Origin of the sequence: Limnospira fusiformis SAG 85.79, from assembly GCF_012516315.1 — a bacterium.
GTDB classification, from domain to species: domain Bacteria; phylum Cyanobacteriota; class Cyanobacteriia; order Cyanobacteriales; family Microcoleaceae; genus Limnospira; species Limnospira fusiformis.
Genome location: NZ_CP051185.1, coordinates 5,763,502 through 5,785,927, shown reverse-complemented (window position 1 = coordinate 5,785,927; position 22,426 = coordinate 5,763,502). Strand labels below are relative to the sequence as shown.

At 42.2% G+C, this 22,426-nt stretch carries 15 protein-coding genes and 1 pseudogene; 6 read left to right on the top strand and 10 right to left on the bottom strand.

Features of this window, described 5'->3' with window-relative positions:
• Positions 1 to 187: 187 nt before the first annotated feature.
• From HFV01_RS26945 to HFV01_RS26920, 6 genes are all read right to left on the bottom strand, one after another.
• Positions 188 to 769, bottom strand: a complete 582-nt coding sequence (locus tag HFV01_RS26945; RefSeq protein WP_315642545.1) for a hypothetical protein — start codon at positions 767 to 769, stop codon at positions 188 to 190.
• Positions 729 to 1,226 carry a hypothetical protein gene (locus HFV01_RS26940; RefSeq protein ID WP_046321520.1) on the bottom strand — a complete coding sequence of 166 codons (498 nt, stop codon included), beginning with the start codon at positions 1,224 to 1,226 and terminating at the stop codon, positions 729 to 731. The genes HFV01_RS26945 and HFV01_RS26940 overlap by 41 nt, the downstream gene beginning before the upstream one ends.
• 160 nt (positions 1,227 to 1,386) lie before the next feature.
• Positions 1,387 to 1,554, bottom strand: a complete 168-nt coding sequence (locus HFV01_RS26935) for a hypothetical protein (protein WP_193521348.1) — start codon at positions 1,552 to 1,554, stop codon at positions 1,387 to 1,389.
• A 397-nt stretch (positions 1,555 to 1,951) separates the two neighbouring features.
• On the bottom strand, positions 1,952 to 2,209 hold the full coding sequence (locus HFV01_RS26930) for a hypothetical protein (RefSeq protein WP_318286011.1): 258 nt from the start codon (positions 2,207 to 2,209) through the stop codon (positions 1,952 to 1,954).
• A 427-nt stretch (positions 2,210 to 2,636) separates the two neighbouring features.
• Positions 2,637 to 2,888, bottom strand: coding sequence for a hypothetical protein (locus tag HFV01_RS26925; RefSeq protein WP_318286010.1), 252 nt, complete (start codon positions 2,886 to 2,888; stop codon positions 2,637 to 2,639).
• Between the two features lie 270 nt (positions 2,889 to 3,158).
• Positions 3,159 to 3,404 (bottom strand): hypothetical protein, encoded by a 246-nt coding sequence (locus tag HFV01_RS26920; RefSeq protein ID WP_108615137.1) that lies wholly within the window; start codon positions 3,402 to 3,404, stop codon positions 3,159 to 3,161.
• Positions 3,405 to 3,454: 50 nt separating this feature from the next.
• Between HFV01_RS26920 and HFV01_RS26915 the strand changes: the two genes are divergently transcribed.
• The 6 genes and pseudogenes from HFV01_RS26915 to HFV01_RS31445 form a co-directional block, all read left to right on the top strand.
• On the top strand, positions 3,455 to 10,069 hold the full coding sequence (locus tag HFV01_RS26915; protein ID WP_193520571.1) for a glycosyltransferase: 6,615 nt from the start codon (positions 3,455 to 3,457) through the stop codon (positions 10,067 to 10,069).
• A 9-nt stretch (positions 10,070 to 10,078) separates the two neighbouring features.
• Positions 10,079 to 11,326 (top strand): UDP-N-acetyl-D-mannosamine dehydrogenase, encoded by a 1,248-nt coding sequence (gene wecC, locus HFV01_RS26910; RefSeq protein WP_193520570.1) that lies wholly within the window; start codon positions 10,079 to 10,081, stop codon positions 11,324 to 11,326.
• 47 nt (positions 11,327 to 11,373) lie between these two features.
• Positions 11,374 to 13,005: a carbamoyltransferase family protein gene (locus HFV01_RS26905; protein ID WP_193520569.1), complete on the top strand. Its 1,632-nt coding sequence runs from the start codon at positions 11,374 to 11,376 to the stop codon at positions 13,003 to 13,005.
• A gap of 58 nt (positions 13,006 to 13,063) precedes the next feature.
• Positions 13,064 to 14,338, top strand: coding sequence for a hypothetical protein (locus tag HFV01_RS26900; RefSeq protein WP_193520568.1), 1,275 nt, complete (start codon positions 13,064 to 13,066; stop codon positions 14,336 to 14,338).
• A 66-nt stretch (positions 14,339 to 14,404) separates the two neighbouring features.
• Positions 14,405 to 14,815 carry a UDP binding domain-containing protein gene (locus tag HFV01_RS26895; RefSeq protein ID WP_193520567.1) on the top strand — a complete coding sequence of 137 codons (411 nt, stop codon included), beginning with the start codon at positions 14,405 to 14,407 and terminating at the stop codon, positions 14,813 to 14,815.
• A 144-nt stretch (positions 14,816 to 14,959) separates the two neighbouring features.
• Positions 14,960 to 15,094 (top strand): annotated as a pseudogene (locus HFV01_RS31445) (sugar phosphate nucleotidyltransferase); the annotation flags it as partial.
• A gap of 152 nt (positions 15,095 to 15,246) precedes the next feature.
• Here HFV01_RS31445 and HFV01_RS26890 read toward each other — a convergent pair.
• The 4 genes from HFV01_RS26890 to HFV01_RS26875 all read right to left on the bottom strand — a co-directional run bounded on the left by HFV01_RS26890 (position 15,247) and on the right by HFV01_RS26875 (position 22,336).
• Entirely contained in the window at positions 15,247 to 16,056 is an 810-nt protein-coding gene (locus HFV01_RS26890) for a glycosyltransferase (protein WP_193520566.1), read from the bottom strand.
• 152 nt (positions 16,057 to 16,208) lie between these two features.
• Positions 16,209 to 19,664 (bottom strand): glycosyltransferase family protein, encoded by a 3,456-nt coding sequence (locus HFV01_RS26885; RefSeq protein ID WP_193520565.1) that lies wholly within the window; start codon positions 19,662 to 19,664, stop codon positions 16,209 to 16,211.
• Positions 19,665 to 19,675: 11 nt separating this feature from the next.
• A complete protein-coding gene (gene wecB / locus HFV01_RS26880; RefSeq protein ID WP_193520564.1) occupies positions 19,676 to 20,797 on the bottom strand; it encodes a non-hydrolyzing UDP-N-acetylglucosamine 2-epimerase in 1,122 nt (373 codons plus the stop codon).
• 27 nt (positions 20,798 to 20,824) lie between these two features.
• Positions 20,825 to 22,336, bottom strand: coding sequence for a tetratricopeptide repeat protein (locus tag HFV01_RS26875; RefSeq protein WP_318286009.1), 1,512 nt, complete (start codon positions 22,334 to 22,336; stop codon positions 20,825 to 20,827).
• Between the last annotated feature and the right edge of the window lie 90 nt (positions 22,337 to 22,426).

The window sequence follows — 22,426 nt, the reverse complement described above, 5'->3', positions numbered from 1 at the left end:
ATTCTTCTTCACCAGCAGCTATATAAACCCGCCCCCGTTTTTTGACAAAACCCCGCGAAACAAGCGATCGCGCAGTCGGAGTGCCACGTATCGCCCGCGTCGTCGGGCGACGTATCGCCGCAGATTCGGTTTGCCGGAATAAAGCGATCGCTTATTTGTTCTTGACAAATATCACTTTTTGTGGTAATCAGTCCCCCATGGGCAACTCATACAACAAAGGAACATCCCGCCTCACCCGGTCTAACTCAAAACCACCGATATCAGTTTGAGTTAACCGAGAGTCCAAAAAACCCATTAATTGTGCATAATTCCTCACCATAACTTGAGGCTTATATTTATACCTTTTCAACTGCCAATTCCATTCCTCGTTCAGCCTATCTGCGTAATCTTCAGCCTCCGGTTCAAATTGATAACCAATGATATAAAGTATCGGATATTTACCATTCTTCGTGCGTTGCTTATACCCCTGCAAATAGTCCCTCTCCAAAACCTCATTAATAATATCAATAGTTATCGTCCCTTTTTTCAACTCCATCAAAATATGTTGAGGGCTTGGGGTTTTCAACACCAGGTCAATAAAACGCTGCTTTCCCCGACAATTCACCTCGAACTCCACATAAAAACGCCAGGGCAAATATTCGCAAGCCTTAGCCAGATAAAACGTCAAATCCTTTTGATAATCCTTCTCAAACCGAGGTCTTCTAGCCAACACCCGGCGACTGGTTTCATCAAAAAGGACACCCCCACTTTTCCACTTGTCGTCTGGCATACTCGTCTTGTTCCTTGCGTCTTTTGACCCAGGCTTGATAACTGCTGTAGGTTTCTCTGAACCACTCGTTGTATTGTCTGGCGGTGTAGTAGTGGTATTTGGAGTATTTGGGGTCTTCGGGGTAGTCGTCGTCAAATTCAGCCCCAAATCTAATTCTAATTGCTTCATAATTTTCGTACCCATTGGTCAGCTTAATAAACTTCTCATGACTCCCCGACTGCTTATCAGGATGCAGTTTAATTGCCATTTGTTTATATAACTTTCTCGCCGCCACTTGATTATCTGCGGCTAATACCCAAGTTCCCGTTTCCAGGTGCGCCCAAATCGTCCCCTTTTTCGGGTAGAAAACACAACGCCCCTTACTCATTCGTAAAAACAGGACATTTGCCCACACCTCAATCACTGCCACATGGGGGTATTTTTCTTGAATTACAGCTAATGCAGAGGAATAGTTCATATTAACCCAACAATCCCGGCTCCCATAATTATAATCAACTATCTAACCCGATCGCAACCACCTCCACTTCCCCACTCTACCCGACACTTATATCGGTTTCCCGGAATAAAGCATTCGGTTATCCGTACTTGACAAAATTACCCTACTCATAATCTACCCGTCAATTGACCATAATGGCGATCGCCTTCCCCAAACAACCATTGTCGGCTGCGCCAGAATTTAAGAAACCCGGTTTTTTGAAAAAACCGGGTTTCTCGAAGTTTCCAGAAACAAGCGATCGCTTTCCCAACCACCCAGGGGTCACATATTCCTGTAGGGGCGGGTTCAACAGCCTATATTCTTCTTCACCAGCAGCTATATAAACCCGCCCCCGTTTTTTGACAAAACCCCGCGAAACAAGCGATCGCTTTCCCCAACCACCCAGGGGTCACATATTCCTGTAGGGGCGGGTTCAACAGCCTATATTCTTCTTCACCAGCAGCTATATAAACCCGCCCCCGTTTTTTGACAAAACCCCGCGAAACAAGCGATCGCTTTCCCCAACCACCCAGGGGTCACATATTCCTGTAGGGGCGGGTTCAACAGCCTATATTCTTCTTCACCAGCAGCTATATAAACCCGCCCCCGTTTTTTGACAAAACCCCGCGAAACAAGCGATCGCTTTCCCCAACCACCCAGGGGTCACATATTCCTGTAGGGGCGGGTTCAACAGCCTATATTATTCTTCACCAGCAGCTATATAAACCCGCCCCCGTTTTTTGAAAAAACCGGGTTTCTCGAAGTTTCCAGAAACAAGCGATCGCTTTTCCCAACCACCCAGGGGTCACATATTCCTGTAGGGGCGGGTTCAACAGCCTATATTCTTCTTCACCAGCAGCTATATAAACCCGCCCCCGTTTTTTGAAAAAACCGGGTTTCTGGAAACAAGCGATCGCTTTCCCCAACCACCCAGGGGTCACATATTCCTGTAGGGGCGGGTTCAACAGCCTATATTCTTCTTCACCAGCAGCTATATAAACCCGCCCCCGTTTTTTGACAAAACCCCGCGAAACAAGCGATCGCTTTTCCCAACCACCCAGGGGTCACATATTCCTGTAGGGGCGGGTTCAACAGCCTATATTATTCTTCACCAGCAGCTATATAAACCCGCCCCCGTTTTTTGAAAAAACCGGGTTTCTCGAAGTTTCCAGAAACAAGCGATCGCTTTTCCCAACCACCCAGGGGTCACATATTCCTGTAGGGGCGGGTTCAACAGCCTATATTCTTCTTCACCAGCAGCTATATAAACCCGCCCCCGTTTTTTGACAAAACCGGGTTTCTCGAAGTTTCCAGAAACAAGCGATCGCTTTTCCCAACCACCCAGGGGTCACATATTCCTGTAGGGGCGGGTTCAACAGCCTATATTCTTCTTCACCAGCAGCTATATAAACCCGCCCCCGTTTTTTGACAAAACCCCGCGAAACAAGCGATCGCCTTTCCCAACCACCCAGGGGTCACATATTCCTGTAGGGGCGGGTTCAACAGCCTATATTCTTCTTCACCAGCAGCTATATAAACCCGCCCCCGTTTTTTGAAAAAACCCCGTTTCTCGAAGTTTCCAGAAACAAGCGATCGCTTTCCCAACCACCCAGGGGTCACATATTCCTGTAGGGGCGGGTTCAACAGCCTATATTCTTCTTCACCAGCAGCTATATAAACCCGCCCCCGTTTTTTGAAAAAACCCCGCGAAACAAGCGATCGCTTTCCCCAACCACCCAGGGGTCACATATTCCTGTAGGGGCGGGTTCAACAGCCTATATTCTTCTTCACCAGCAGCTATATAAACCCGCCCCCGTTTTTTGACAAAACCCCGCGAAACAAGCGATCGCCTTTCCCAACCACCCAGGGGTCACATATTCCTGTAGGGGCGGGTTCAACAGCCTATATTCTTCTTCACCAGCAGCTATATAAACCCGCCCCCGTTTTTTGACAAAACCCCGCGAAACAAGCGATCGCCTTTCCCAACCACCCAGGGGTCACATATTCCTGTAGGGGCGGGTTCAACAGCCTATATTCTTCTTCACCAGCAGCTATATAAACCCGCCCCCGTTTTTTTGACAAAACCCCGTTTCCAGAAACAAGCGATCGCCTTCCCAAACCTCGCCTAAAATCATCTGTAAATTTCTTGCCAATCGCCAAACCCTATGATATAATCGCAGATGGTTTGGTAATTAATTTCGTGTCCCCCTATGACCAGCACTGTCGATAACTCTAGCCTCGAAATCGCCAATAAACTCCTCCAACAAGGGAAAATTCAAGAAGCCGTAGCTGAGTATCGCCGGGGTATTGAGTTAACGCCAGACCTCTCCTGGCATCACTACTATTTGGGAGAGGCTCTCACTCAGTTGGAGGACTGGGAAGGGGCTGTGTCCGCATATCGACAAGCTATTTCTCTCGGTTCCAATTATCTCTGCTACTATCGCCTCGGTGTCGCTTTGGTCAAGTCCGAACGTTGGGATGAGGCTATAGAAGTATTAAATCAGGGCCTGGAATTAAAGCCAGATTATTATAAGTTTTATTTGCCCTTGGGTCAAGCTTTGGTTCACCAACAGCATTGGGAACCCGCTATGGAAGCCTATCGGAAAGCGGTAGCTTTGAAGCCGGGGGTGGCAGAATTTAACTTACAGTTGGGCTACCTGTTGCGCCGCCACCGACGATTTCAGGAGGCTGCGGGTTATTTGCAGCGTGCGGTGGATTTTCAGGGTGATGACCCCCAATTGCAGTTGGCTTTGGGCGTGGCTTTGGTGGAGGGGGGAACAGACCTCGACCGGGCGGAGGGTTGTTTGCGGCGGACTCTGGAGTTGCAACCTGACCAGGGGGAAGCCTATTTTTATCTGGGGAAATTGTGCCAGGGACGAGACCAGCTTCAGGAGGCTTTGGGGTTCTATCGTCGCTGTGGGGAGTTGAGTCCGGGGGTTGACTCTGCCTTGGCTGTGGCTGCAGTTTTGGAGAAGTTGGGGCGCTGGACTGATGCCGTAGACCAGTATCGCCAAGTCGTCCTGGAGTTTGGGGAGTGCGGTCCGGCTTCCTTGGGTTTGGGACGGGCTTTGGCGGAGTTGGAACGTCCCGTTGAAGCCGTGGTGGAGTGGCGACGGGCGGTGAAATTGGGGGTGGAAGCGCCCGAGGTGCATCGGCTTTTGGCTGAGACTTTGGTGGAGTTGGGTCGCTGGTCAGAGGTGGTGGAGCATTGGAAGTGGCTGCTGGAGCGCTATCCGGGGGCGGTAGATTGGCGGCGGCGGTTGGCTTTGGCTTTGATGGGATTGGGTCGCTGGACAGAAGCTGCGGCGCAATGGGGAGAATATTGGCGGGTGGCTCCGGGGTCGGGTCGGGGTCGGGTGGTGGATTTTCGACCCCAGAAGAAGACTCATGGGGAAATTGACCACAGTCAGGAGTTGAGTATTACCGGGGATTTGACGGTCGAGTTTTGGCTGTATTTGAGAGATTGGCCGGATAATTGGACAGATATTATCTCTAAGTATGTCAACGACGAGCAAAATGAGTTCTGCTTTCGGTTGAAGGATGAGACGGTGGGACAGTGGTATTACGGCAACGGGGAAACGGGAAAGGTTACCTGGGATGTCAAGTGGTTTCCCGAAAAGGAGATTAAGTTAAACGAGTGGGTTCATGTGGCTTGCGTGCGGAAGGTGGGGGAGTATGGGCGCATTTATTTTAATGGGGTTCTCCGGCGAGAGAAGGATTGGAGCCGGGAGTCGGAGGCTGTGGGGACTGAGGCTCCGGTGCGGTTGATGGGAAGTCCGCAATGGCAGCGGTTTCAGGATGGCAAGTTGTCGGAGGTGCGCCTGTGGAATCGGGCTAGGAGTGGGGATGAGATTCGCGAGGGAATGTGTGAAGGTCTGACCGGGGAAGAACCGGGGCTGGTGGGGCTTTGGCATGGGGATGAGTCGGACGAGGGGGTTTTGGTGGATGCCGTGGGTCATCATCACGGCAGATTGGTAATGGCAGCGGATGCTGGGAAGGAGCGTCCTCGGGTGGGGGTGTGCGGTTGGGAGTTGTCCCATAATGCTGCCGGACGTGCCTATACTTTGGCGCAGTTGTATGGGGGTTTTGCTGAGGTGGAGTTGATTGGCTGTCTGTTTCCTAAGTACGGGGGGCAGGTGTGGGAGCCGATTCGGGGGGGCGAGATTCGTTGTCATACGATACGGGTTGAGGATGAGGGACGGTTTATTGAGCAGGCTTTGGGTCTGGTTTTGGCGCATCCCTATGAGGTGGTGCATTTGTCGAAGCCTCGGATGCCGAATATTATTTTTGGGCTTTTATATAAGCTGGTCTGGGGTGCGCGGGTGATTGTCGATATTGATGATGAGGAGTTGATTTTTGTTAGGGCATCAGAACCTGTGGATTTGCGGGAGTTGTTGGAGTCTGGGGAAGGTTTGCCAAAATGGAAGCATTTGCAGGGTAAGGAGTGGACTCGCATCGCAGTGGGTTTGGTGCGGGAGTTTGATGGGGTGACGGTCTCGAATCGGGCTTTGCAGGAGCGTTATGGCGGGGTGGTGATTCGTCATGCACGGGATGAGGGGCGGTTTGTGCCTTCGGCTGACCTGAAGCGCGGCAGTCGGGAACGCTTTGGTATTGCTCAGGATAAAAAGGTGGTGCTGTTTTTTGGTACGCCAAGGAAGCATAAGGGTTTGGTGACCACGGCTCGTGCTTTGGCGAGTTTGGGGCGCAAGGATGTGGTATTTGCGATTATTGGGGATTTCGAGGATGGGAAGTTAAAAGAGGAGTTGCAGGGTATCCCTGGGGTGGACTATGTGTTTGTGGGGAATCAGCCGTTTGAGTCTATCCCGGATGTGGTGGCGGTGGGTGATATTTGTGTCCTGTTGCAGGATGCGGACTTTCGGGTGTCGCAGTTCCAAATTCCGGCGAAGTTGTCGGATGCTTTGGGAATGGGGTTGGTGGTGCTGTTGTCGGAAACGGCGGCGGTGGCTGATGTGATTGAGTCGGGGGCTGTGGTTCCCGTGGCTGAGGGGGATTTGCCTGCGGTTTTGGATAGGGTATTATCAGATGAGGCGGAATGTAATAAATTCCGGGTTCGCGGTCGGGAGTTATTGGCGGCGGAGTTTGGGTTTGGGGTGAATGGGTCTCGGTTAGCGGAGGTTATGGATGAGGTTCGCAGCGGGGTTGGGGTCCTCTCCGATGAGTTGAATTTGTTATTGGCGGGGTTCCCTGCTGTGGGGTGGGTTTGGCAACACTGGGGAGAGGGTGTGTTAGAAACTCGGAGATTGCGCCCGGTGGGTCAGGGAGTTTCTATTATTGTCCTCAGTTGGAATGGGGCGGGTTTGCTACGGCGGCTTCTGTCTAGTTTTTTTGCCACGAATACTTATTTTCCGGTTGAGTTCATTATTATTGACCACGGTTCGGAAGATAACACGGCTGAGGTGGTTCGTCAGCAGGCGATTAAGGGGGATGTTCGTTATATTAACCGAGGTGCTAATTTTTCCTTTTCCAATTCTTGTAATTATGGGGCGGGTTTGGCGAAGTATCCTTATTTGCTGTTTCTGAATAATGATATTGTTTTTAGTTCGGATGTGTTGCCTTTGGCGGTGAGTCGGTTGGATGATGCGACCATTGGGGCGGTGGGGGTGCGTTTGGATGATGAGCCTTCGTCGTTACCGAAAGGGAAAGAACCGGGGGTACACCATACGGGTATTGAGTTTGTTTGGAACGAAAAGCGAGGTTATTTCCAGCCGGAACAAATTCGCCATGGCAGTCTGAAGGATTATTTGGCGAATGCTACGGCTGAGGGTGATTTCTTTCCGGCGGTGACGGGGGCGTTTTTGTTGTGTCGGAAGGGTGATTTGGAAAGGGTCGGCGGCTTTTCTCTGGATTATGATTATGGTTTGGAGGATATTGATTTTTGTTTGCGTTTGGGGCGGGATTTACAGAAGAAGTGTTACTGCATTAATCAGGTGAGTTTGCAGCACCAAGAGGGGGCGACTCGCCAGAAGGGGAATCAGCCACAGCGTCGTGAGGTTAGGGAGAATAACCATCAAGTTTTTAAACTGAACTGGAGTCATGATACTAAAATATTAGTGACTAACCAAAGGATAATAGTTAGTCCCATTCTATCTCAAAAAAAATTTGATACTGTTAATAGCTTTGAAGACATATTACACAGCACCAAACCATTGTTGCCAGCCTGGATAAATGACAATGTAAGAAAACAAGCTCAAACAATTGTTGAACAGGCAAAACCTGACATTAGTGTTATTATTCCTACTTGGAATAGAGGTTCAATAATTTTAAGAGCGATTAAGTCTGCTTTTCAGCAGACAATTCAACCCTTTGAAGTAATTGTTATAGATGATGGTAGTACAGACAACACAATAACTTTATTGCAAAAATATTTTGCCACTGAAATATTACAAAAAAAACTACGGATTATTCAAAGCAATCATCAGGGAGTTTCCAAGGCTAGAAATATAGGTTTACAGAATGCGAAAGGAAATTTAATTGCATATCTTGATAGTGATAATTATTGGCATCAGGATCATCTACTATATACAACAGCAGCTTTGTATAAACAGAATGCAACAAGTGTTTACTCGGCAACGAATGTTAAAAATATAACTAAATCATATTACAAAGTTCTTTGTAAAAAATATGATAGAGAACAAATGCTCCGTTCCAATTTTATTGACTTAAATTCTTTTATACACAGAATAGAAATGTATAAGCTTCATGGAGGATTTGATGAAACCCTAACACGGTTAGTTGATTGGGAACTAATTATTAGATACACTGCAGATGGTAGATGTGTTTTAGTTCCCCTAGTAACTGTTGAGTATTTTCTGGAAGAAAAAAGTCTAAACAATATTACATTTTCAGAACCCCTCGATAAAAATGTAAATCGTGTATTTCTGAAACATTCAAAAGAATATATCGAAAGAGGCATTTTAACCCAAGCTGAAATTGAGAGAAAAGAAGCTAATGAAGCTAATGATGTTCAGGAGAATGGACATCGCGGGAGGGTGGATATTGATAAACAATCTGTTTTATGGCGAGAAAAGCAAGATTTTTCTCCTGGGGAGATTAGTGAATTATTCAATCCTCTTTATCATTGGTATTTAAAAATAGATAAAAATCCAGATAATTACTGGTTATATTGGCGATTAGGAAATGCGTTATTTCATCAAAATTTGTTAGACCATGGGCTTGTTTTTTATAAATTAGGCTTGAAAATTAATCCTAATAACTATGAGTTAAATCTGCAAATTGGCAAGGTTCTATTATTACAAAATAAGTTTGATAGGGCGTTAGTATATTTGACAAAAGCTCAGGAATTGCAGCCGATGTCTTTTGAGGTTAATCTCAATTTAGCACTGGCTTTAGAAAAGCTGAATCGTTTGGATGAGGCGGTTTTGTGTTATCAAAAAGCATTTATTATTAGCCCTGGTAACTACTTTGTGATTAAACAGTTAGCAGGTATTTGGGAAAGCCAGGGTAAACATCAAGAGGCGATTGAGCTTTATCGACAAGTCCTAGAACGTGGATATGGTAATCCGGGAAATGATAGTCGTTCTGATATTGATTCGGTCGGGACTGGGTTTAATAAAACTGTGCTGTTTGCTTTACATCTTTCCTTGCCTTATGAGGGGACGGGTTATGCGGTTCGTTCTCAACATATTTTAAAATCACTGCGTGGTCATGGTTTGAATGTTTTGGCTGCTACCCGCTGGGGATATCCGAAAAATTTACCAGAGCATCGTAGTCGTTCAATTCCGGCTTGGGATGAGTTGGAGGGGGTGAGATATTTTCGTTTGGGAATATCGGAAAGTGACTCTAGCTCGGATAACCGGAACTACAACTGGATAGAAAAGTATGCCGAGGGTTTGGTAGAGTTGGCGGCTTCCCACAAGGCTATGGTCATTCATGGCTGTTCTACTTTTGTTAATGGGGTGGCTGCTGTGTTGGCGGCGCGGAGGCTGGGAGTGAAGTCGGTTTATGAGATTCGCGGTTTATGGCATCTATCACGGGTGGCGCGGGAACCGGAGTTTCGCAACTCTTATGAGTATGCTTATCAGCAAATGATGGAGGAGAACGCGGCGCGACAGGCGGATGCTGTGGTGGTCATTTCTGAGGTTTTGAAAGAAAGGGTGATGAGTTGGGGGGTTAGTTCAGATAAAATCACTGTAGTCCCGAATGCGGTGAATTTGAAGGAGTTTTACCCCAGGGAAGCTGATTCGGATTTGCAGGAGCAGTTTGGGTTGGCTGGGAAGTTTGTGATTGGCTTTCTGGGTTCTTTGAATGGTTATGAGGGGGTTGATGTTTTAATCGAGGCGGTGAAGGGACTGGTTGAACAGGGATACGAAATGACGTTGATGGTGGTGGGGGGTGGCTTGGCTCTGAAGGATTTACAGGCTCTAGGTTTGTCGGGTTCTGGAAAGGAGAATATTATTTTTACGGGTCGGGTTCCCTTTTCCCAAATGTTAGACTATTATTCTGTTTGCGACTTGTGTGTTTTTCCGCGTCGGAATGATGATGTGTGTCGCTATGTACCGCCCCTGAAGGTTTTAGAACCGATGGCCATGGCGAAGCCTGTTATTGTCTCTAATTTGCCGCCACTGGTGGAAATGGTGGAGAATGAAAAAACGGGTTTGGTTTGTCGCTGTGGTGATGTGGACAGTTTAAGGGAGCAGATTTTGCGGGTTTATCGGGATGAAGGATTGAGGAGAGTTTTGGGTAGGGAAGCGCGAAGTTGGGTGGAGCGTTACCGGAGTTGGGATGAGGTCTCTCAACGATATTTGGGGGTTTATGAGAGTTTATTTGCAGTTCGTTCACGGTAGGAGTGGGTTATGGAAAGTGTTTGTGTGATGGGTTTGGGTTATGTGGGTTTACCAACGGCGAGTTTGTTGGCGAACCGAGGATTTAAGGTTCATGGGGTGGATATTAACCCCTCGGTTGTGGAGTTGATTAGCCAGGGGGAAGTGCATATTACTGAGCCAGATTTGGATGTGTTAGTGAGGGGTGCGGTTAATAGTGGTAATTTGACGGTAGGGTTGGAACCGAAGTCTGCGGATGTGTTTATGGTGGCGGTTCCGACTCCGTTTAAGGATAGTCATGTGCCGGATATCTCTTATATTGAGGCGGCTACCAAGGCACTGGCTCCCTATGTGGAATCGGGGAATTTGGTGATTTTGGAGTCTACCAGTCCGGTGGGGACGACGGAAAAGATGGCGGGTTGGTTGCAGGAGTTGCGTCCTGAGTTGGATGTTCAGGGGTCGGTTTATATGGCTCATTGTCCTGAACGAGTTTTGCCGGGTCAGACGTTGAAGGAGTTGGTGGTGAATGACCGGGTGATTGGGGGTCTTAATTCGGTTTCGGCTGACAAGGCTGCTCAATTTTATCGCCAGTTTGTGACCGGGGAGATTGTTTGCACCAATGCGCGGACGGCAGAGTTGGCGAAGTTGGCGGAAAATTCGTTTCGGGATGTTAATATCGCTTTTGCTAATGAGTTGTCGATGATTTGCGATCGGCTTGACATTAATGTTTGGGAACTGATAGAATTAGCGAATCGTCATCCTCGGGTGAATATTCTGCAACCGGGGCCGGGTGTTGGGGGGCATTGTATTGCCGTTGACCCTTGGTTTATTGTGGATGCTGCACCCCAGGAGGCGAGGTTGATTAGAACCGCACGGGAGGTGAATGATAGTAAAATTGATTTTGTCGTTGCTAAGGTTAAGGAGGCTGCTGCTAAGTTTGAAAATCCCAAGATTGCTTGTTTGGGGTTGAGTTATAAGGCTGATATTGATGATTTGCGGGAGAGTCCAGCAGTTAAGGTGATGGAGAAGTTGTTGTCGGATAAAGTGGGGGAGATTTTTGTTGTGGAGCCTCATGTTTCACAGTTGCCAATGTCTTTGGCTAATCAGGAAGGATTAGAAATGCTAAATTTGGATGATGCCTTGTCTAAGTGCGATGTTATTTTATTGCTTGTAAAGCATAGAGAATTTGGCAGTATAAAGTCTGGCATTTTTAAAGAAAAAATATTACTGGACAAAGAAAAAACATTACTGGACTTGGTAGGAACTTTGAAAGTTCATTAATGAACTTAATGATTGTTAATGGCAACATATAAATAAAGGATTTTCAAATGACTATTATTGTTGGTGTCGGTGGTTTTTTTCATGATTTTAATGCGGCAGCTATAAAAATTGCAGATAGTCTTAATGCACCTTTAGTTGTCACGGCAGAAGAGGAAAGGTTTTCTCGCAAAAAGCATCATTCAATTATGGGAGCAAAATCAACATCTTATGATTGTATCAAACACTGTCTGTCAAAAATTGAAGCAAGTTTTGAGCAGGTTGATTATGTTATTCTTTCTGATAAGGAAGTTCACCCTCTCAAAAGTTTTTTAGTAAGCTTGTTCCCCAATGCTGAATTTCATCATGTTGGTCATCACTTGTGTCATGCAGCAGCAGCTTTTTATTCAAGTGGTTATGATGATGCAGCAATTCTTTGCTTGGATGGGTTTGGAGACAATAAAAGTGGTTTATTAGCTTACGGTAATAAAAATGAAATTCAGCCTATTAAATATATAGAATTAGAAAACTCTATTGGTCTTGAGTATTTGCGGGTGACGTTTCAGATAGGTTTGGGTTCTTTTGGTTCGGAAGGTAAGACTCAGGGGTTGGCAGCTTATGGTACTCCAAAGTTTTTTGATGACTATATGAATGAAATAGAGCTTACTGATGATGGTGGTTTTTTACTTTCCGAACAGCTTAAGAACATGGAGAGCTATTTAGAAGGAGAGCATTACATTCAGGAAAAGTCTTTGTTTAATGATTTTATTCTAGATAGAATAGAGAGACGGTTCAAGGAAAATCCTTTAAAACAAGAACATATAGATATGGCTGCCTCTATTCAGCAAGTTTTGGATACTATTGGACTACACTGCAGTGCTACTCTAAAGTCAGCGACTAAAACGTCTAAATTGGTAACTACAGGAGGAGTTGCTCTTAATTCAACAATGAATGGAAAGCTTTTAGAAAGCAATTTATTTGAAGGTGTTTATGCTCATCCGTCAGCTTCAGACAGGGGTAATGCTTTAGGCGCTGCTCTTTATTTTATAACTAATACAATGCACATTCATACCCCTCTCAAAGAACCAATAATTTATGGTGGTCAGGAGTTTTCAAATGAAGAGATAGAAAACAATTTGAAAGACTTTGGGATATCTGGAGAAAAGTTAGATGATCCTTGCCAAGTAGGAGCAGAATTAATTGCGGGTGGCAAAATATTAGGTTGGTTTCAAGGGCGCTCAGAACTGGGGGCAAGAGCTTTAGGGAATAGGTCTATTTTGGCAGATCCGAGATCGACAGAGAATAAAGATATACTAAACCTTAAAGTAAAACATCGAGAATATTTTAGACCGTTTGCACCTAGTGTTTTGAGTGAAAAAACCAAGGATTATTTTGTCACAAATGTAGATTTACCTTATATGACAATGACAGTGAAAGTGGTCGATGATAAGAAAGGTCTTATTCCGGCTGTTACTCATCAAGATGACACCGCCAGGGTGCAGTCTGTTAGTTCAGCTAATAATCCTCTCTACCACAGCTTAATTAGTAAATTTAATGACATTACAGGTGTTCCTGTTGTTATTAATACAAGTTTTAATGATAGTGGAGAACCGATAGTGGAAACTCCAAAGGATGCTATTCAATGCTTTTTAAAAACCGGGATGGATGCTTTAATAATGGGAAACTGGTTAATTAAAAAGTAAAGTGTTGATAATAGATAGATATATCCCAAAGGATTAATCGTATTAGTCATAATAGATATTGTGGTTTATTGAAAAAATACAGGTTAAATACATTATGTTATTTAAACTATCAGAAAATCAAGAAACTGTTGAATTGACACGAAATCAGATATTGATAACGGCAAATGTTGCTCCTCAGACCACATACCTATTAGAAGGTAAAATAGCTTCCGATATTTTAAGTCATAACTCTGCTCTATGCTCAATACAGTTTTTAGATTTTGATCAAAATGTCATAGAAAAACCTTACGAAGGTTTTGTTTTATCAATGGCTCAAGGTATTGGCTACTACCGATATATTCCCACTAACAGTAAAAGTCTGTCAGTTTTTGAGATTAAGATGACAACCCCTCCTGAAGCTCATTATTTAAGGTGTGGCTTTCGTAGTTGGGGAACTCCAAAAGCTCCAGTATTCTTGGCTTCAGAAATTAAATTTGTGAAACAAGAAGAAAAGTTAAATGTCTCTTCTTCAATTGTTGTCAATCATGAAACTTATGCAAGTCAAGATTTAAAATTTGTATCCGATAAAGAAGGACGCAAGCTTTATTATGACGTTAGACTTGCTTTGAATAATCCACAAGAATCTCCTATATTAATATGTTTTCACGGTTGGGGTGGGAACAATGGCGGGTTAGGTAGTTCGTCTTATGATTTTTGGAACCTAGTTAAACCTTTAGATCGTTTTGGCTATAGAAAAAATGGTTCTTGGTGGCTCGGTGAAAACGGTGACTTTTTTGTTTTACCCTTGATAGATAAAATGCTGGAAGATATTAGAGAAGAATTTGGTTTAGTAGGAGATTTATTTACATATGGCTCAAGTATGGGTGGTTTCGGTGCTTTAATTCATGGATTGAGACTTAATGTAAAGGCGATCGCTGTTAATGTACCGCAAGTTAGATTGATTGGGACTCACTATCTGAGGCGTAATGAGTCAACAAAAAAGATGCTAGAAAGTATTTTTGGCACTGAGTTATCCTCTTTTTCCTATGAAGAGGTTTTACAATCATTAGCAAAAGGAAAAGGAGAAAACCTAGAACTGATATATTCTGATGCGACACTTCTTCTAAATAGGGATAATCCCGAAAAAAAACCCGTGTTTTTTATATCGCAAACCAGATTTGATAGTCCTGGGGAAAATCTTTATTTTAAGGAGCATTGCCTTCATCTGATTCATAAATTGGTAGACTTCGGATGTAATTTTGAGCTTTTCGTGGAGCCGAAAGCAGGGCATTATATTATTCGTTCTGCTGCTCAAGCAATCAAGTTATTCGAGCAATACTCAGAGGTTATTTAAAGGAAAAAAATATTAGATTGGTGGGAAATTTTACCATGAATAGATTCGATTGACCCTTGGTTTATTGTGGATGCTGCACCCCAGGAGGCAAGGTTGATTAGAACGGCACGGGAGGTTAATGATAGTAAAATTGATTTTGTAGTTGCTAAGGTTAAGGAGGCTGCTGCTAAGTTTGAAAATCCCAAGATTGCTTGTTTGGGGTTGAGTTATAAGGCTGATATTGATGATTTGCGGGAGAGTCCTGCTTTGAAAATAGTTGAGAATTTAGTTACATCTCAGGTTGGGCAAATTTTTGTCGTTGAACCGCATCTCAAGAAAATTCCAAAATCTTTAGAAAATCAGGACAACGTAGCCATAGTTGATTTAGATGATGCTTTGTCTAAATGTAACATAATTGTGCGACTTGTTAATCATCGAAAGTTTTTACAGTTCGACGTTAATTTAATTCCGCAAAAAATTTTGTTGAACATGGTATGAAACCTTGATACTAAATAGAGCGGGTGATCTTTCTTGATAAGATACTGATAAAATTCTAATTTTATAGAAAAAAATGTGATACTTTGGGTATGGTTAGATAGTTGAAACTTGAATTGGCTATTTATTAATAATTGGAATTTTGTTATGAAAGTCGTAATTTTGGCAGGGTGACAAGGAACTCGACTCCGCGAAGAAACCGAATATCGCCCTAAGCCTTTGGTAGAAGTGGGGGGTAAGCCAATTATTTTGCACATCATGAAGCTTTATGCTCACTATGGAATTTATAAATCAGGAAGAAAAAACAAATTCAATGGTAGTACAATTCTTAATATACCTTATGTCTTAATATATTACTAATTTTAACGAACATATTATTATGCCAATATCTTTAATTAGAGTTACCAAAAAATCAAGAGACTTAATAAATAAAACTATCTAAAACCAAATAAATTTTTATAATTATCAAAATTGTCCACTTTGATGAGATGACTGTAGCCTCTAGTTGTGATATTATTTTCTGTATTATTCTGTAGCCACATTGGTCTATCAGTAGATATATTGATTGTCTTAACAATTCGATCAATTTTTTTATGTATTCCATAATAAGGAGTCATCAAAGTCGAATTATTCTCCTCTAATAAAGAGTACATAGGATTACATTCGTTCAAAAAAACGACACATTCATTATTTATGAGATTTCTTAAAAAACCAAATAAGAAATTAATACATATTGGTAAACTAATTGAACTATTGTCTTTTCTTAAAATACTAATTACTTCATCTAGTAAAGAAAAATAATAAGTGTTTAAAGAATCATCACTGTCTAATCTAGTTGTACATATTAACTTGTCTTTAGGAGTAATAAGTTTAAGTTCTTGAGACAAGATAGGCTGAAAGTTTTCAAAACCGTAAGGACGACTAACAAAAACTATTTTAATAAAATCGTATTTATCTTCCAACCTTAAAATTTGTTCATGTATTTTTTTGACTGGGACTTCATCGAATAATATTAACCATTTGTGAGGCATAATTTTTTGTTTTATTAAAGAAGGAAAACATATATTTTTTAATTCTTCCATTCTGTCAACGCACCAATCCTCATATTTTTTTTGCCAATTAGCATCACCTAATTTTCTACCTCTATTAGGACTCCACAAATTAAATCTAGTGGCAACATAATACATTACGTCAGGACAAGCATATTCAGATTTACTTAAAATATCTTTAACTCTCAGTTCCATAATGAAAAATCTGTCTAAATGAGTAATAAAAACATTATAAACTATTTTGATGAAAAAAACAATACTTCTGTTCTATCCCTGAGGATTAAAATCTTAATTTTTGGTTGTCTGTAATCAGGTACACTTTTGAAAGTGATGAAAGAAGGATATAATCATAGCTGTTCGTCAATTATTAAAACAAGTTCTTTAGAAATTATAATTTTTTTACCACTTTGTTGACGTACTTTTCTAGCTCCATTTTCTGATAACTGTATGAAAACCTCAGGATTTTCATACAGTAAAGAAATTCCTTCTGCCAATCCATGACTATCTTCCTCTCCACATAGAATACCACAACTTTTATCGACAAATTCAGGTATAGCAGCAACATTATTAGTGACTACAACTAAACCTGAAGACATCGCTTCATCCCTAGATACACCTTGAGTATCTGATCTTGTAGGGCAAAGAAAAACTCCATATTCACGATGTAAATTTGCAATTTCCTGATGTTTGAGAAAACAACGGTGCAATGTTACGTTTTTAAAACAACGTAAAGGCTCAAGTGTTTCTTCAAAAAGTTTACCATCACCAACCATCATAAACTCAAGTTCATTAAAGTAAGGTTTTTTTGAAAGTTCAATAATAGCCTGCACACTTAAATCATTAGCATATACTCTGGAAGCATAAGGACGGATTGAAAGAATTTTTTTTCTTTTCTCCATAGATTTAGCATAATAGGTGAAAATATCAGTATCAATTGGATTATGAATAATAGAATATTGATTTCCAGGAATACGAATACCGACATCCTCCATCACCTGCTCTGCTAAATAATTTGACACAAAAACAAATTTAATATTTTTCGGTAAGTTTCCTAATAAACTTCGCCAAAAATTAATTCTTAGTTCACTATGTTTTTTAGCTACCTCTCGCTCATGATCATTAGTATAATTAAAATCACGCCGATACCAAGGTTGTACCTCTGAACCATGCACCCAGACTATTACTCTAATTTTGTCCACATATTTTTGTAAAACTTCCCACATATTTATATCTAAGAAGTGGACTAAAATACATTTGTAACGACCAGTAGATAATAATTTATCCAAGGTTCCCTGAGTTCCCGTAATCACATCCACATCTTGAAATTCATGATAATTAACTCTCTCATTTTTTCGCAAACGGAAGACATCTACTCGCAAATTAGATTCCCGATAAGCTCGTACCCTGCTATGCACAAAACCATTACGATATAAATCATTATACTGAGGATAATTGTTAGTAAGTAATAAATATTCACTTTGACCCAAAATAGTAGCTAGTTCAAGTTGGCGATGACTCCACTGTAAACCTTTGATATCTGCTTTACCACTGGCATATACCCTCAACCCTAACTGAATCCAGACCGTATCAGGGGGAAGTTCAGTCGAGTTATTTCGATTTGTTATTAGGTTAACATGACCAATTCTTTCTTGTTTTTTATTAAAAAATAAAATAGTGAGCTGTAAATTCAAACCTGGTGAAACATCAAAATAAGTTTTCAGCGTATTTTGAGATATTTTGAGTTCTGATGTTCTGATTTTTTGCTGGGCATAAAAATATTGATGTTTGCCATCAGGCAGTTGAGAGGTAATGCGCCAATTACCCATAATTATCTCTGAGTTCACATCACGATTTTCAAATGCTCCAAAATACTTAGCTAACTCAGATGCCTTAATTTGATCGGCACTTATTTTGCCGATATCCATTGCTGGAATCCCTTCTGCTATTTCTAACAAATCTTTACTTGAGATACCAGTATTTAGTTTCAAATCATCTACTCGCTCTACCAAGGTTTCCGATAGTGCTACTATCTGACCATTTTTACAATAGTTAAATGGATCAATCGATAAACCAGCCTGGTAGTCAAGCTGCAATCCAGATAAATTGTCTATAAAACCTGCAACATGGTTATTCTGTAGCACCTCTCCCTTTACTATACTAGCCCTTGCCGGAAGTTGGTTAACCTCCCTATAGGCTAACTGCTTTTCGTCTAACTGTATACCACTGTTATTAGCCTCATAATGTGCAACCTTACCCACGATATTGACCTTGCTATAGCGGGTGGCAATTACCAAATCAAGCAAATAGTTTGGACCGTAGTAATCCATCGCCGATATAGGTGCTACCCATTCTCCGATTTTCACAATATCTATAAATTTAATTTTACTAGCAGTCAGATAGTCTATAAGTGATATATCTTCGTCATTAACTGACAATTTAAAATCATTAATATTAAGATTTTTACTGAACACCAAAACCAAACGTTTTTTGGTATGAGACTGCCGTTTAAATTGTCTAACTAAAACATCATATTCATCTGGTTCCTTGATTAACCCAATGACAAGTATGGCTGGTAGGCTATCAACCATCGGCTGTTTTAAAGCTTTATTGGCAATATATGCTAGGCGATGGGTATAAGTATGCTCTAACATTACTTTGCGTAACCCTGCTAAACGAAACTTGTCTCTTTTTTCTTCATGCTCTACCAGTTGTTCTAGTCGTCTGACTATTTCACTACCACTGTCGGCGCTAATGACCAAATCGCCAAACATCAGTCGCAACCCACGAGAGAAGTTGCTGATAGTGAGCGTATTTGAAGCTAGTAATTCATAAACACGACGAGCAAACATGGTCTGAGACTGTTTAATTGAGTTTAAATTGATAGCATAATGATAACCTTTATAGGCTTTATTAATCTCATGAAAAGGTAGTGAACCAACAATAAATGATTTATATTCAGGGGGAAATTGATAATTCTGGTCATCTTGATTTAAGTTTCGATCATATATTTCTAAAGGACGAAATTTAGGTAGCTCAGTTACAAAATTTTCCAGATCCTTGATCCGCTCGGGATAACGAACATAATACGCACCCGCAAAGCTAAACATATCTTTACGTTCATACAATTCTATGGGATTATGAATAGCTGTTTGACACGCAAAAGGTAGTAAATAAATACGGTCATGGCCTAGCTCGGCTTTGTAGCGATTAATGCAATCAATATCTGTAGTGAAAACATAATCAAACTGGTGTGCTGTAGTCAGAAAAGTTTCAAAATGTATGGGGTCTTCCTTATTCCAAAAAACTGTAGGTATTTGACGTTTCTGACACCATTTTATAGCCTTGATCAACTCTTGACTAGGTGTACTAATCTTTCGATTCCACAGCCCATTTTTTCCACGCCATGCTGACTCAACAAACAAGAGTTGAGGCTGAAACAATTCCAGTTCACATAAAATATTTTCAGGTGTAAGTTGAAACAGTTGACATTCTGGCTTATAAGAATGATAAGTAAAATCATCCATAACACAAGCAATGCGTAACAATTGTGGCAATTCAAGTGTATGTAATATCAGTTTATTCCAATTATTCAATTCGGTTAAACTATCGATATCAAAGCTATCATCATTGTCACTTGATAAAGCCTCAAAATTTGTCACCCAATCCGAGATAGTTTCTGATTTCAAATAGGGGGTGTACTCCAAAGACTGCTCTAACGACCTAGCCATCCCAGCCCGATCGCCCTGAGAATAATGTTGCCACGCTTCTTTTACCAAAGACTGATAACGCTCATAGTTTGCCATTTAACTTCCCCCTACTCAGCTAATCCGAAATAATTACTCACAACCTTGACAATTCTTTGCGCCGCCTGACCGTCCCCAAAGGGATTAATAGCCGTAGCCATCCTCTCATAAGCAGAGCGATCGCTCAATAACACCGAAGCCACAGACAGCATTAGCTCAGGATTCGTTCCCACCAGTTGAGCCGTCCCAGCATCAACAGCCTCCGGTCTCTCCGTCGTCTCTCGTAATACTAACACAGGCTTACCCAAACTCGGAGCCTCCTCCTGCAATCCTCCAGAATCGGTCATTACCAAGTAACAACCGCCTATAGCCCCCACCAGTTTACCATAATCCAACGGTTCTACCAAGAATATCCGAGGATGATTTCCCAGTAAAGCCGTCAAAGGCTCCCGAACCGTGGGATTGCGATGCAGGGGTAACAGTAGGGCAACATCCGAAAACCGATCTAGAATCTGGAGAAATCCCCTGGCAATATCCTCCAGGTTATCCCAGTTTTCCCGGCGGTGGACTGTCGCCAAAATCACCCGATGGGAGTCCCAGTCCAAACCCGGAATCTCACAAACCGGATTTTCCCTAGCCACAGCCAATAAGGCATCAATCACGGTATTCCCCGTTTGGTGGACTTCTCCGACCACCCCCGAACCCCGCAAATGTTTAACCGCCTGGTCAGTGGGAGCAAAATGCAGTTGAGCGATTTGGGAAATCAAGCGGCGGTTGGCTTCCTCCGGGTAGGGGTTGAACAGGTCATTGGTTCTGAGTCCGGCCTCCACATGACCGACGGGGATTTTCTGATAGAATGCAGCTAGGGCAGCAGCAAAAGCGGTAGTGGTGTCCCCCTGGACTAAAACCAATTGCGGTTGTAACTTGCCAAAAAGTGCCTCCAACCCCTGCAAACTGCGACAGGTAATATCTGTTAAGGTCTGGCGTGGCTGCATGATATCTAAATCCAAGTCAGCCTTGAGGTTGAAAAGTTCCATCACCTGAGTTACCATTTCTTTATGTTGCCCCGTCAGGACTACCTGGGTAGTGAACTGAGGGGATTTTTGGAACTGTTGGATAACGGGAGCGAGTTTAATGGCTTCTGGTCGTGTCCCCAGGGTGATACAGATGGGGGTGAGGGAGTTTAGTATCATAGCTTCATGTTCGGTTTTTCAGGAATTTTACGCTATTACAGCAAAATATTTATTATCTTTGTAAACCGTCGGAATCTTCCCCAAGTGTTTAGCTAAAGCGATCGCAACATCCATATCATACTGGCGATTAATATCGTCAACAATGACTGGCACATTCCAATTAAACAAATCCAAATAATTGAGAATCCCCTTACGCCGATGCTGTGGTGGTCCATCGACTAAAATTAGCTGATAATCGATATTCCGCAACTTCCGACCCAAGACATCTCCATTATACCACATATCATCAACCAAAGGCGCATAAATATAATGGGAATTGTATTTATTCAACCAGTCCTGATTATGCTCGATAGACACCATCTTATAATATTTTGATAGTTCCAACGTTCCCGTACCACTACCCAACTCTAAAATAGTTGAACCCATAGGCAAAGTTTCTATAATGTAAAGAAATAAATCCTCGGAAATAGCCCAACCATTCAGATTATCAACATTATACAGTTGTCTCAACTTCTCGTAAGGAAAAGAGTAATTAGAATTAATAAAACTACACTGGCGGTAAGCACTGATGGCTTTACTCAACTCTCCCCGTGCTAGAAAAATATCACCCAAAGTATCATAAACCCCATAACAATTAGGCAGAATATGATTCACCTTATCTAGCAATTCTATAGCTTCATCGACATTCTTCAAATCACCTGAATTAACCCCAACTGGCGACAAAGGCTCACTATTACGATGAGGACTGAGTTTTTCTAGTGAAGCCACCAATAAATCTAACTCCAGGTTCAACCTAGAACCCAAAATAATTGGTTTTTTGTTGTGCCAAGTTCTAAAACCCAAACGCAAATAATAAGTTTCAGGAGTAGTATTAAATACATTAGTTATAAACTCAGACAAGTTTTTTCCTGACGTGGAAATATAAAAATATGGACCCAGTGTTTGAGAATGGGGAATAGCAGAGTATGGACTGGGTATAATTTTTTGATTTTTATCCAAAAACTCAACTTTTATTAAGGCTTGATTATGCGTAGGAGGCTGTTCGGAAGCACTTTGACCGGTTATGGAATAACTTGTTAAGGGTTGAACAGGTACAGTCACCCATATCGGCTGTTCAGTTAATTCGATAAAATCTTCATTCTCGGAAAGATAAAATCGTGGCTTAAGAGTATAAAATAAAGGCTTATACTTACCCTGGAACTCATATAATAAATCGGGCTTAATCTGAATCCCTTGTCTCCAATAATGAATCGCTTGCTCTAAACAATCTTGCTGAATCAAAACCCGCCCCAAATTGATATAAAACCAAGCAGAATTAGGATTAATTTTAATTGCCTTTTGATACTGAGTAACCGCCAGATCTAAACTCCCCTGTTTAGCTAAAGCATCCCCTAAGCCATGATAAGCCCAAGCAAAATGGGGGTTAATATCGATTACCTGATGATAAAGAGCGATCGCTTCATCCAACCTCCCAGACCGTTTCAACTGATTCGCCTGTCTCAGTAACTCCCCCGCACTCATTTCTTGACTACTCCTCATAACTAACTTCCCAGTCCACACCCACCCCTGACATAACCGAGGATTATACCATATCACGATACTTACCGAACTTGACAAATTTATATTGCT